The organism is Desulfotruncus arcticus DSM 17038, from assembly GCF_900113335.1.
GTDB classification, from domain to species: Bacteria; Bacillota; Desulfotomaculia; order Desulfotomaculales; family Desulfallaceae; genus Desulfotruncus; species Desulfotruncus arcticus.
The window spans coordinates 167,311-178,539 of record NZ_FOOX01000012.1 but is presented as its reverse complement, the minus strand read 5'-3'; the positions used below and the strand labels follow the sequence as shown (position 1 = coordinate 178,539).

Annotated in this window: 16 protein-coding genes; 6 read left to right on the top strand and 10 right to left on the bottom strand. The window is 44.7% G+C overall.

The window, feature by feature from the left end:
- Positions 1-6 precede the first annotated feature (6 nt).
- The 4 genes from BM056_RS27680 (at position 7) to BM056_RS16365 (ending at position 1,615) form a co-directional block, all read left to right on the top strand.
- Positions 7-177 carry an IS3 family transposase gene (locus tag BM056_RS27680; RefSeq protein WP_353740151.1) on the top strand — a complete coding sequence of 57 codons (171 nt, stop codon included), beginning with the start codon at positions 7-9 and terminating at the stop codon, positions 175-177.
- Positions 178-712: 535 nt separating this feature from the next.
- On the top strand, positions 713-964 hold the full coding sequence (locus tag BM056_RS27675) for a M56 family metallopeptidase (protein WP_092472491.1): 252 nt from the start codon (positions 713-715) through the stop codon (positions 962-964).
- Entirely contained in the window at positions 895-1,410 is a 516-nt protein-coding gene (locus BM056_RS16370; protein ID WP_165613555.1) for a hypothetical protein, read from the top strand. The genes BM056_RS27675 and BM056_RS16370 overlap by 70 nt, the downstream gene beginning before the upstream one ends.
- Positions 1,394-1,615 (top strand): hypothetical protein, encoded by a 222-nt coding sequence (locus BM056_RS16365; RefSeq protein WP_092472489.1) that lies wholly within the window; start codon positions 1,394-1,396, stop codon positions 1,613-1,615. The genes BM056_RS16370 and BM056_RS16365 overlap by 17 nt, the downstream gene beginning before the upstream one ends.
- 150 nt (positions 1,616-1,765) lie before the next feature.
- On the opposite strand, the gene BM056_RS16360 is transcribed toward BM056_RS16365, so the two are convergent.
- Positions 1,766-2,209 (bottom strand): DUF3795 domain-containing protein, encoded by a 444-nt coding sequence (locus BM056_RS16360; protein ID WP_092472488.1) that lies wholly within the window; start codon positions 2,207-2,209, stop codon positions 1,766-1,768.
- 29 nt (positions 2,210-2,238) lie between these two features.
- On the bottom strand, positions 2,239-2,754 hold the full coding sequence (locus BM056_RS16355; RefSeq protein WP_092472487.1) for a GNAT family N-acetyltransferase: 516 nt from the start codon (positions 2,752-2,754) through the stop codon (positions 2,239-2,241).
- 167 nt (positions 2,755-2,921) lie between these two features.
- On the opposite strand from BM056_RS16355, the gene BM056_RS16350 reads away from it, so the two are divergent.
- Positions 2,922-3,653, top strand: coding sequence for a gamma-glutamylcyclotransferase family protein (locus BM056_RS16350; protein ID WP_165613564.1), 732 nt, complete (start codon positions 2,922-2,924; stop codon positions 3,651-3,653).
- Here the strand turns inward: BM056_RS16350 and BM056_RS27335 are convergent, their stop codons facing one another.
- The 7 genes from BM056_RS27335 to cwlD form a co-directional block, all read right to left on the bottom strand.
- Positions 3,654-3,788: a hypothetical protein gene (locus BM056_RS27335; RefSeq protein ID WP_274377558.1), complete on the bottom strand. Its 135-nt coding sequence runs from the start codon at positions 3,786-3,788 to the stop codon at positions 3,654-3,656. It abuts the gene before it with no gap.
- A gap of 68 nt (positions 3,789-3,856) precedes the next feature.
- On the bottom strand, positions 3,857-3,988 hold the full coding sequence (locus BM056_RS27330) for a hypothetical protein (protein WP_274377557.1): 132 nt from the start codon (positions 3,986-3,988) through the stop codon (positions 3,857-3,859).
- 108 nt (positions 3,989-4,096) lie between these two features.
- On the bottom strand, positions 4,097-5,062 hold the full coding sequence (gene bioB / locus BM056_RS16345) for a biotin synthase BioB (RefSeq protein WP_092472485.1): 966 nt from the start codon (positions 5,060-5,062) through the stop codon (positions 4,097-4,099).
- On the bottom strand, positions 5,062-6,438 hold the full coding sequence (bioA, locus tag BM056_RS16340; RefSeq protein WP_092472484.1) for an adenosylmethionine--8-amino-7-oxononanoate transaminase: 1,377 nt from the start codon (positions 6,436-6,438) through the stop codon (positions 5,062-5,064). Before bioA ends, bioB begins: the two co-directional genes overlap by 1 nt.
- Before the next feature lie 61 nt (positions 6,439-6,499).
- A complete protein-coding gene (bioD, locus tag BM056_RS16335) occupies positions 6,500-7,219 on the bottom strand; it encodes a dethiobiotin synthase (protein ID WP_092472483.1) in 720 nt (239 codons plus the stop codon).
- A 17-nt stretch (positions 7,220-7,236) separates the two neighbouring features.
- Positions 7,237-8,406 carry an 8-amino-7-oxononanoate synthase gene (gene bioF, locus BM056_RS16330; RefSeq protein ID WP_092472482.1) on the bottom strand — a complete coding sequence of 390 codons (1,170 nt, stop codon included), beginning with the start codon at positions 8,404-8,406 and terminating at the stop codon, positions 7,237-7,239.
- A gap of 434 nt (positions 8,407-8,840) precedes the next feature.
- Complete coding sequence (gene cwlD, locus BM056_RS16325) at positions 8,841-9,647, bottom strand: N-acetylmuramoyl-L-alanine amidase CwlD (RefSeq protein ID WP_092472481.1); 807 nt, start codon at positions 9,645-9,647, stop codon at positions 8,841-8,843.
- Positions 9,648-9,865: 218 nt separating this feature from the next.
- Here cwlD and BM056_RS16320 point away from each other — a divergent pair, with 218 nt between their 5' ends.
- Complete coding sequence (locus BM056_RS16320) at positions 9,866-10,363, top strand: YhcN/YlaJ family sporulation lipoprotein (protein WP_238456500.1); 498 nt, start codon at positions 9,866-9,868, stop codon at positions 10,361-10,363.
- 455 nt (positions 10,364-10,818) lie between these two features.
- On the opposite strand, the gene rpsI is transcribed toward BM056_RS16320, so the two are convergent.
- Complete coding sequence (gene rpsI, locus BM056_RS16315; protein ID WP_092472480.1) at positions 10,819-11,211, bottom strand: 30S ribosomal protein S9; 393 nt, start codon at positions 11,209-11,211, stop codon at positions 10,819-10,821.
- Positions 11,212-11,229: the final 18 nt, after the last annotated feature.

Genomic DNA, 11,229 nt, shown 5'->3' with positions numbered 1-11,229 from the left:
GACTGCCTGAGCAGGCACGAGTTTGTTAGTTATCAGGATGCGTATCAGGTTATTAGTGATTACATTCAGTTTTACAATAAACGCCGTATGCATGGCAGTTTATCTGACTTATCGCCTTTGGAATTTATCAATGAATTAGCAGCCGGCAAGGTTAAACCCTTTATTGTTAAGGTTTAGAAAAGTATGTTTTTGGTGAGCCCCAGAGGTACCCGGGCTTGGCACTAGGCGCCGTAGGGTAGCCTTGATAGCACGTTAAAAGGGCTGTGGTACCCATATATCACGACGGGCTGAACATGCTGCATGTTTTCGGAGCCGCCCGTCGGTAGCCTAACAACACCGCAGCCCTTAGGGGGCTGTCAAGGCCGCCGGCCTACCATTTAAAAAAACCTATTACCCCTACTTTGATGAAATTCTATGTAATTTGGAGATTGTGGGATACAGGCTCTAATAATAGGGGGTTAAACCGAAATTGAAACTAATATTCCTGCTACAATTACTTTTTTCTTATACATATTGTTAAAGAATGTGTATTGAAAACCTATAATTTTAAAAAAAAGAAAATTGCAAGGAACCAATATTTGAAACAGAAGTCCTTTGTCTAATGCTAAGTAATCCATATCTCTCTCCTTTATTTGCCATAACAGCGTCTTAAAAAGACGCTGTTATGGTTTCTCACCAACTAACTATCTTAAACTAGAAATCAATGTAGCCATTGTTAGGCACTTCATCTCTGCTATCAATCCAATTAGTCACAGCTGCTCCTAAAATAGAGCTTTCAGAAGAAGAATGGTATTATATCCTGAGCCATGAAGTTGCTCATTATTATCATGGCGATCTATGGATTAAAATAGTTACTGAATTTTTACATATCATATATTGGTGGAATCCTTTTGTATGTTTGCTGAAAAACAGATATCGAAAGCACTTAAAATACATATTGATCTTACTGTTACAAAGACATTGAACGAACTGGAAAAAATCAAATACTTAGAATGCCTTTTAAAGATAGCCAAAAGCCAAGTAAATAAGCAGCTAAATGAGATGGCATTGACTTTTGGTGGTAAAAATAGCTGTCCTCTTTCTCAGCGGTTTCACATAGTTTTGGAAGGCAATAATCCGGAAGCTAGTACAAATAGCAAGAACATTTTTTTAGCAATCTTGCCCATGATGTTTATAGTGTTTTTATCTTTTTTCTTAGTATTTGAGCCATATTCCATATCGCCTCAGGACGAGTCTTATACCGTTGAACTAACGAGTGAAAACGCATATTTAGTGCAAAACCAGGATAACGGTTATGATTTTTACTTCAACGGCCAATATTTTGGTACGGTAAGCGAAATCAAAGATTCATACTCAGATTTACCAATATATAAAAATACTAAGGAGGTACAAAATGAAAAAATTAAATAGGAAACTCCCTGCATTTATTCTTTCATTGTGCATTGGTACAAGCCTGTTAACTGTAGATGCAGCCGGTGCGAATACAGGTGCAACAGGAACTACAATGTTACCTAAAACGGTACAGGTTACTAAAAGCACACAATATGATCAGCAGATAACCCCTTTTTCTGATATCATTGGTTGGAGGTACAAATCAGAAAACAACAAAGTATAAAGACGCCAATATAATTATTCAAAGCAGAAATGGATCGGCGAATGGGAACTATGCTGAAGCAAAATGCTTGTAGTTCTTCCTACGAAAAAGGCATGAGAATAACCATGGTTATTCTCATGCCTTTTCTCAATCTTAGTAAAATATTCCTTTTTAATATCTGGGTAATTTGACCTGCTCGTTATAATATTCAATTATACCAATTTCCTTCATGCGGTTGTTTCTTTGTATCCAGCGTTCCCTTAAACGACCGGTAAATTGTTTATCACAGGGAAACTCGTTGCACTGAAAACAAAAATCAACACCTTTCTCTTTATGGCAGTTTTTTGCCGCACATTCTATAAAGCACTGCACATTATTCCCCCTGCATCCGCTGCATGAAGCATGGGAAAAAGCGTTCAGCATCTCTTCAAATTGAGAGAAATTGTTAAATAAAGGCTTTGCCGCCGCTTTCATTTTCGCTACTCTCCCGTAATTGTCGAGCAGTTGAATAAGTCTTGTGCTTAATTGCTTAATCTCCCCATATTCATAATCGGCACATCTGACACAGTCCAGGCCACAGGGAGCAAGATGTTTTAATACCTCACCATATTCCATTTCTTAATCCTCCTTGGATTATATATTAATTAAATATTCAACCTGCTAATATCAGGCCATCCATATCCAATCAGTTCGGCATCAAAACCATTAATATTCATGATCTTAAATTCAATTTGTTTTCCGCCATGGTCCTCGTAAAATTTTTTATAACGGTTGCCGGCTAAGACCCACAATATCACTGAAAAAAAACCCAACTGTTTTAATTCTTTAAGCATGGAACGGAAGAGCAGGGTGCCAATACCCTGGCGCTGATTATTTTTTAAGACATACATGGCATAGATTTCTCCTTGGTAATAGGGATTTTCAAATCGCTCAGCGCCGGCAGCGGCAAAACCAACAATTTCCCCTACTTCGTTTTCGGCAACATATAAAAAGCAATTATTTTTAGAAATTAACTCCGAAAAAGAATTCTCAGCATCTTCATATGAAAGATTATCTAAATGCTCATCTGGAATAATTCCCCGGTAGGTAGTTTGCCAAGTATCAACCCTTACTTCCGCAATTGCCAATGCGTCAATAATATTGGCTTTCCTGATTTTCATATTCCCTACAACCCTTTTCTTCTCTTAATTGTGGTTACATGCTTAGCTAACCATAGTTGCCTATGCTTTATTTAAAAATTAAGCGCTTAAAAGAATAATTACGCGCGCGTTTGTTATTGCCATGATAACCTGCAGCAATTACAATGCTTATAGGGGGAGTGATTGATTTGGCAAATAAAAATCTAAATCTCCATTCTTTACTTCTTGGTCTAATCAGGGACGTGGATAACGCCCTGCCTTTTGAAATTATCACACGCCGCTTAAACATTGCTGAGAGTACCGCTGGTGAAGTAATTAATGATTTATTACATCAAAACCTAATTCGAACCTTCCCGGACGATCTGGAAAAACCAGCCCACCACAGGCGCTACTTTATTTGCAAAGAATCTCTGGACCAAGTTAGATCCATGGTCCATGCGCAAATGGTCGAGCTGTCAAACTCAGGCAATTTATATTTTGCTTATGGTTCTGATTTGCACCCCGGACAATGCTACCGGGACCGGCGTCCGGACAGCCATTTTTTAATGCGGGGTGAAATTCGGGATTACCGCTTGAACTTTCCAATAGCATTAAAACAATGGTCCGGCGGCGTGGCAGGCATTACCTATTCCGAAGACGATTCTGTCTGGGGCGCAGCCTTTTATGTTACTGATGAGCACTGGACGGAACTTGACCGCTATGCCGGTGTATCAGCAGGCTTTAAAAGAATTCGCGTGCCGGTACGAACCCATTTCGGAATTTTTTGCATGGAAAGCCATAACGCCATATCAGCAGGGAATTTTCTCCCTTCCGCCGATTATCTAAACCATATCATCGCAGGCGCTGAATTTTTTGGGTTACCGTATAATTACATCAATCGTATCAAAAACACGCCTTACCTGGGTGAGCGCAAGAGATAATTAGTAACAGCCTTTTAAGAACGACTTATTAATAGCATCTTCAAAACAAGCTCCAAGAACTATAACTTCTCCGCTTCCGGACAGCGCCAGCCAGGCCCCCTCGCATTGCACAAAGACCGGTAACTCTAAAGTCATAATTAAAACCTCCTTAAAATAATAAAGCCACCCATCAGGGTGGCTTTTTAATGTGCTAGTTTCGTTATTTAGGCCAACTCCGGCTTGGGAAACCAAAAAATATTTTGTTTAAGCAGCACAAAATACCCACACATGCCCATAGCGGTGCACATGAGGGTCATACCTGTACCAGTTGTATTGTATCTGGCTGCGTTAAACAAGGTAGTTTCCTCCCAACGGAGTTATCTTGTATACAATATAACACATCCACCAATAGCTGTAAATACGTTTAAGTAACTATTTAATCCAAGATCGTTAGGGCCCGCCCGCTAAAACACTGCTAAATCCATATCCAGAAGCATCTGCAGGTCTTCTTGCAGCACTTCACCGCCGGTAGTTAAATAATCACCCACCATCAGGCCGTTGGCCCCGGCTAGAAACGCAAGGGGCTGCAGGCGGCGCAGCCCTTCTTTTCTACCCCCGCAGAGGCGCAGTATCGCCCGGGGGATTACCAATCGAAATACGGCTATGGCCCTCAATATCTCCAAAGGAGAGATGGCCCTTTGGCTTTGCAGCGGCGTCCCGGGAATGGGGTTTAAAAAATTTAGCGGCACTGAGTCAATCTGCAGCTTTTGTAATTCAAAGGCCAACTCCACCTGGTGCACCGGCGATTCGCCCAAACCCAATATCCCCCCGGCGCACACCCTAAGACCTGCCGTTTTCGCGTTTAAGATGGTCTGCACCCTTTCCTGATAAGTATGGGTGGTGCAGATTTGATCAAAATATCCGGGGGCTGCCTCCAGGTTATGGTGGTAGGTGGACAATCCCGCTTCGGCCAGCATTGATGCCTGCTTTTCATTAATTATACCCAGGGATGCGCACAGGGTGAGATTTGTTTCCCGGCGCAGGAGCGCGATGGTTTCCAGTATCTTTTCCAGATCGCGGCCGGCAATGCCCCGGCCGCTGGTAACCATGGAAAAACGCCGCACCCCTGCTTGCTCCACTTTAACTGCGCTGCGCAGAATTTCTTCCGGGCTGAGCATGGGGTAATAGGCAACGTTGGTGTTATAATGAACTGATTGGGCACAAAAAGCACAATCCTCGCTGCAGCGGCCCGAACGGGCATTGATAATAGAACACAACTCCACTTTATTTTCAGGAAAAGAATGACGGGTAACCCTTCCCGCCAGAGCTGTTAAATCGTAAATAGCGGCGCCTTTAAGCTGATTGAGCTTAACTGCGTCTTGCTTGTTTACCGGTACCTCAGCCTTTATTTCATTATTTGCTGCTTGCACTAAAGAGCTTCCTCCTCGGTCACTTTTCTAATTGCTGCGTAGGTAATGTCTAAAAGTCGTTTCAGTTCAGCCAGACTCATGGAAAGAATGGGCATAAGCACGATTACATTGTCCAGCGGCCTGATAATTAAACCGTTTTTTCTGGCTTCCAGGACGATGCGGTGGGGGATGTTGTATTTAATTGCAAAAGGTTCTTTAGCGGCCTTATTTCCCACAATTTCAATACCGGCCATCAACCCCTTTTGACGCACGTCGCCTACATGTTGAAGCTCCATAAATCTTTTCAAATCAGCACTGAAGAAAGCAATTTTCTCCTGTAAACCGGCAATTAATTGGTCCCTGGCAAAGAGCTCCAAATTGGCCAGAGCGGCGGCACAGGCCACCGGATTACCGGTATAGGTGTGTCCATGATAAAAAGTTCTGCATTCATCTATTTCTCCCAGAAAGGCCTGATATATTTCATCAGTAACCATAGTGGCCGCCAGGGGAAGGTAACCGCCGGTTATCCCTTTGGCCAGGCACATGATATCGGGTTTGACGTTTTCATGGGCACAGGCAAACATTTTCCCGGTACGCCCAAACCCCACCGCCACTTCATCAGCAATGAGCAAAACATCAAACCTGGTGCAAAGTTCCCTTACTCCGGCCAGATAGCCTTCAGGTGCAACCAGCATGCCGGCAGCTCCCTGCACCAGTGGTTCTATTACCACCCCGGCTATTTCATGATGGTGGTCAGCCAAAAGGGACTCCATTTCTCTGACGCAGTCCATAGTGCAGCTCTCACGGTTTAAATGCAAAGGACAACGGTAACAGTAGGGCGAGGGCGCGTTTACAGTTTCAAACAACAACCCTGCAAATATTTTATGAAACAGATTGATGCCGCCAACGCTTACCGAACCGATGGTATCCCCGTGGTAAGCGTTGGCCAGAGAGACAAATTTACGTTTAGTTTTGTATTTTTCTTCCCCTCTTTGCTGCCAGTACTGATAGGCGATCTTCAATCCTATCTCCACCGCGGTGGAGCCACTTTCAGAATAAAAAACCTTATTAAGTCCCTCCGGGGTTATTTCCACCAATTTACGGGCCAGCAGCGTTGAAGGTATGTTGGCCTGACCCAGCAGAGTGCTGTGGGCCAGTTGATCCAGTTGTTCTATAATGGCGCGGTTTATTTCTTTTTTCCGGTGCCCGTGTACGGTAACCCACAGTGAAGAGATGCCATCCAGATACTTATTGCCCTCCAGGTCATAAAGATAGCTGCCTTCCCCTTTTGCTATGATTAACGGCTTTTCCTTTTGCCACTGACGCATTTGGGTAAATGGATGCCATACATATTGCTTGTCCCACTGTTCCAATTGTTCCGGCTTATAATAATCCATAATGCTCCTCCTTCTAATTGGGGGCATTCACCGAAGGGGTGTGTCCCCTTTCTTTTTTTAATCAGCTAACCGGCAGGAAAACTTTCTCCCAGTCAACTCCTTCCCCGACCAGCCTGGTAACCTGACCCGGGCTGTATGTATCTACATCCAAATCATGATCATGGGGTATTACTCCAACCACGGGGACTCCGGATAACTCTTCAATTAGCCCCGGGTTGGTCTTTTCCGCCGGACCGGCCTTGCTTTGGTCGAAATCATTGATAATAATTCCGGCTATTTGAATACCCCTTGACCTGGCGTACTCGACAGTTAATAATGTATGATTTACCGTACCCAGACCGGGCCTGGCCACGATCAAAACCAGCAGATCAAGTAATATAGCCAGGTCGGCCATTAAAAACTTCCCAGTTATAGGCACCATGATGCCGCCAGCCCCCTCCACCAGTATCAAATCATGTCGTTCACACAATTCCTGGTAGGCCAGGCTAATTTTATCCATATCAATGGTAACACCCGTAATTTCAGCCGCAATACGCGGAGCCAGAGGTGGTTCCAACCGATACGGGCTGACTATTTCCATAGGATCGTTAATTTCCGCCACTTGCATGGCATATGAAGCGTCAATGGAAACCAGACCTCGTTCGGTTTTTTCGCTTCCTGACTGCAAGGGCTTCATAATACCCACGTTAAATCCCCTTTGTTTAAGATTCGCCGCCAAACCGGCGGTGACGACGGTTTTACCGACGCCGGTGTCGGTGCCGGTAATAAAAAAACCGTGCATTACTTTCTCCTCCTTATTCACCGGATAATTCCCAGTATTTGACCGGCCTCTCCAAAAGCTGCCAGGGCCTGATCCAAATCATCCCGGGTATGCGTGGCCATTACCGTAGCCCTCACTCTGCTCGTTCCCGGCGGCACTGTAGGCGGCCTGATTCCCGGGGCAAACACGCCCAGGACCAACAGCTGTTGAGCCATTTGTACGGTTTTGTTTGCATCGCCTATTAACACAGGTATTACAGGGGATTCTTCAGCCAGGATGGTAAAGCCCATTTGTTTCAGCCGGGACCTGAGGTACCGGGCGTTAAAATGAAGCTTTTGGCGCAACTGCGGATCTTTCTGCATAACCCCAAGCGCCGCCAGAGCAGCAGCGATTACAGAAGGGGGGAGAGCTGTGGAAAAAATAAAACTGCGCGCTTTGTTTCTCAGGTAATCAATTAAATCACGGGACCCGGCGACATAGCCGCCCGCACTGCCTATCGCCTTGCTCAGGGTACCCATTTGGATCGGAATTTTGCCCTCCAGGCCAAAATGATTGGCCGACCCGGCGCCGCGGTCACCTAATACTCCTGTGGCATGGGCATCGTCCACCATTAGCAGAGCATGGTATTTTTCCGACAACTCCACCAAACCAGGTAATGGGGCCAGATCGCCGTCCATGCTAAAAACTCCGTCCGTGACGATAAGCAGACGGCGCCAGCCTGAAGCTTGTTGCAGCAATTTTTCCAGGGCGCCGATATTTTTATGGGGATAAACCACGGTTTTGGCCCGGCTGAGCCGGCACCCGTCGATAATACTGGCGTGATTAAGTTCATCACTGAAGATGACATCCTCTTTTCCGGTCAGTGCGGTTATCGTTCCAAGGTTAGCCATGTAGCCGGTATTAAACACAACGGCCGCTTCGGTATTTTTAAAATTAGCGATGGCTGTTTCCAATTCTTCATGGAGCCTGAAATTACCCGTGGTTAACCGTGAACCACCCGCGCCGGTGCCCCAAAGACTAATAGCATCCCTGGCCGCCGATATCAATTCCGGATGCTCGGTAAGCCCGAGATAGTTATTGGATGACAATAAAATACACTTTTTGCCGTTAACTATTGTACGGGCGGTCTGGGCCTCATTCATTGTGTTCAGGTGGCGATAAAGGTTATGCTGCCTAAGGTTGGATAAATCTTTAGCTAAAAATTCCATCACTGCTATACTCCTTTTTAAATCCGCGATTACTCCTACCGCAAAAACTCCCCTTTGACCGGACCCCGGCGTATTGATTATTTTTTATTACTAAACATGATTTTTTGAGATGTAAACCATTCCAAAAAACAAGGTTAACGTTTTTTAAATATTACCAAAGCACAATGGCATTGTAAACCCCAAATATAATAAAGGTTGACATTTGACCCATTATTATAAAGGAGACTTGGTTCAGGTGGGGTTTCGACCCCGCCTGAACCTTAGTCGCACTTATTTCGAGTTTATCGCCGCTAAGACTCCCGCCTATAGAGGTGGGAGTCTTAGCGGCGGGTTAACGAGATAAAGCACCCCTTGTTACGAGGAGTGCTTTGGCAATCCATTGAACGCTGCGGGAAGACCAACTTTGGTGAGCAGCTATTCAACACAATATTTCTTTAGGGTGCATCAAATACTTCTCCCCTGTTATTCATAAAGGTCTCAATAGCTTTATCCTTGTCTATATTCCCATCTGTCGGAGTCGTATGTTCTGCAAAATACTTGATTATACCTGAATAAATGGCGTAGGCAAGTTTCCCCTGATAATCCTCCTCGCACATTAGTTTTTCTTCTTTGGGGTTGCTGATAAACCCTATTTCAACGATAGCCGCGGGCATTTCAGCATTGCGGGTGGCATAGTAGTCTACAGCCTTAGCCTTGCGATTGGTGTTTTTCATTAACCTAACCAGCTCTCCCTGGAGGCATTTTGCCAGCTTGGCCCCCTCAGCGGAGTTGGGCTGGTAAAACGTCTGGGCTCCGTGCTCTCTGATTCCGGACTTAAAACTATTGACGTGAATGCTGATAAAGGCGTCAGCGTCCCGGTCATTGGCTAAACCAACCCTTCTGGAAAGATCCTGCCTCTTACGTGTAATTAACTTCCCGCCGCCGGGATCACTTAGATCAGTATCAGTCTCACGGGTCATAATAACTATGGCCCCCGCCTGGCCTAAAACAGCGGCTAGTTTTTTTGACATTTCCAGGGTTATTTCTTTTTCTATGGTGCCGTTTGATCCCTTAGAGCCGGGATCTATGCCACCGTGCCCGGGATCAATAACAATTACCTTGTTTGCCACCGACCAGGACAACACCGACACTTTCCGGTTTTCAAGCAAGTCCATTACTTTATTAGAAGCACTTGCTATAGCTAATAATAAAACAGCCGTCAGTAAAATATAACGTATTTTCAATCTAAAAACTCGAATCATTCAAACCCCTCCCGGCATTTTGCGGTAGCAATACACACCTCGTAAAAAAATATGCCGCCAGATACTTTAATATGAGAATTAAAGGCCCTCTACCCAAACTGTTTTAATTGTTTTTTTATCGCCAAAAGCAAAAGCTCCAGGTTAGCTTTCGGAATAAACTACACATTCACCGGGAATTTTAATGCTATTAGAAAAATATTTTGAAAGGGTTGGTGAAAATGAAGAAAAAAAATTTTATTACTTTACTGATGGCTTTGATTATGTTGTTTACGGTATTGGCATTTAGCGGTTGTACCACTGCCGCCAGAAAGCCGGCGCCGCCACCTGATACTACAAGCCCTAACCAAACGGCCCCCAACAATACAATGACCACTAATAATACCGATACTGCAAAAGCAAAGCGGATTGCCAGTGAGACTGACAAGGTCGACGGTGTTACAAAGTCGACTGTCGTGGTGGCGGGAAGCAAAGCTTATGTGGGGATTGACATTAACGCCAACATAGAAAAGAATCAAACCAAGGCAGTGGAAAACGAGGTCAGCAACAGGATCAAAAATGTTGAACCCACCATCAATACTGTTTATGTAAGTTCAGATGTGGATACGGTTACAAGACTCAAAAAAGTTGCCCAGGGGATTTCCCAAGGCAAGCCGGTTTCCAGCTTCGCCCGGGAATTAAGTGAAATTGGTAGAAGACTAACACCTACGGTCAAATAATGCAGATATTAAAGTAAGAGCCGTGTGGCAACCAACACGGCTCTTACTAATGTATTCAGAATTCAGGAGTCAGAATTCAGAATAGACGCCCATGCAGTTGGCGCGGCACCAGCAGAAGGATGAGAAATAGATACCAGTGACAAGGTGATCCGGTGGTTTCCCGGAGTAAGCGGAGCACTGCATGCGGTCCATAGCCCCAAAGCTTGACCCCAAAAGGGCGTAAAGTTTCACCAAGCTGCCTGGTGTAAGCGTTAGCTATAGGTAACTATAAAAGATACAAGGAAAATTGCGGAGCGCACGGAGAGAACTACCGGAGCGCCAGATACAAGTAACTAAAAACTTTTTTCAGGATAGTAAAAAACGATAAACACTTTCTCATTCTGACTCCTGACTACTAAAAAAAAGCACCGGCCATTAGCAGCGGTGCTTTTTTTATAACATTTTTAAAGCTCTGATTAACGCTTGGAGTATTGAGGAGCGCGACGGGCTTTTTTCAAGCCGTACTTGCGTCTTTCCTTCATCCGTGGGTCACGGGTAAGAAATCCCGCTTTTTTAAGCACTGAGCGCATGTTGGGGTCAGCAACAATCAACGCCCTGGCAATACCCATTTTTATAGCTCCAGCCTGCCCGCTGATTCCGCCGCCCAGCACTTTGGCAATGACGTCAAAACGGCCGCCTGTGTTAGTAAGCTCCAACGGTTGACGTGCGATAATTTCCAGAGTTTTTCTACCAAAATAATCGGCAATATTCTTATCGTTTACCAGGAATTTGCCTTCTCCGGGACGTAAGAAAACTCTCGCCACAGAATTTTTTCTCCGTCCTGTACCGTAAAACTGGACCTGAGCCACTCAATGACCCTCCTTTTA

Excerpts from the sequence above, each read along its gene's own strand:
- cwlD (WP_092472481.1), bottom strand. The coding sequence starts at position 9,647 with ATGATTCGAGTTTTTAGATTGAAAATACGTTATATTTTACTGACGGCT.
- bioD (WP_092472483.1), bottom strand. The coding sequence starts at position 7,219 with ATGCACGGTTTTTTTATTACCGGCACCGACACCGGCGTCGGTAAAACC.
- BM056_RS16365 (WP_092472489.1), top strand. The coding sequence starts at position 1,394 with ATGAAAAAATTAAATAGGAAACTCCCTGCATTTATTCTTTCATTGTGC.
- BM056_RS16320 (WP_238456500.1), top strand. The coding sequence starts at position 9,866 with ATGAAGAAAAAAAATTTTATTACTTTACTGATGGCTTTGATTATGTTG.
- bioA (WP_092472484.1), bottom strand. The coding sequence starts at position 6,438 with ATGGATTATTATAAGCCGGAACAATTGGAACAGTGGGACAAGCAATAT.
- BM056_RS16360 (WP_092472488.1), bottom strand. The coding sequence starts at position 2,209 with ATGGAATATGGTGAGGTATTAAAACATCTTGCTCCCTGTGGCCTGGAC.
- BM056_RS16370 (WP_165613555.1), top strand. The coding sequence starts at position 895 with ATGTTTGCTGAAAAACAGATATCGAAAGCACTTAAAATACATATTGAT.
- BM056_RS16355 (WP_092472487.1), bottom strand. The coding sequence starts at position 2,754 with ATGAAAATCAGGAAAGCCAATATTATTGACGCATTGGCAATTGCGGAA.
- BM056_RS27335 (WP_274377558.1), bottom strand. The coding sequence starts at position 3,788 with ATGACTTTAGAGTTACCGGTCTTTGTGCAATGCGAGGGGGCCTGGCTG.
- bioF (WP_092472482.1), bottom strand. The coding sequence starts at position 8,406 with ATGGAATTTTTAGCTAAAGATTTATCCAACCTTAGGCAGCATAACCTT.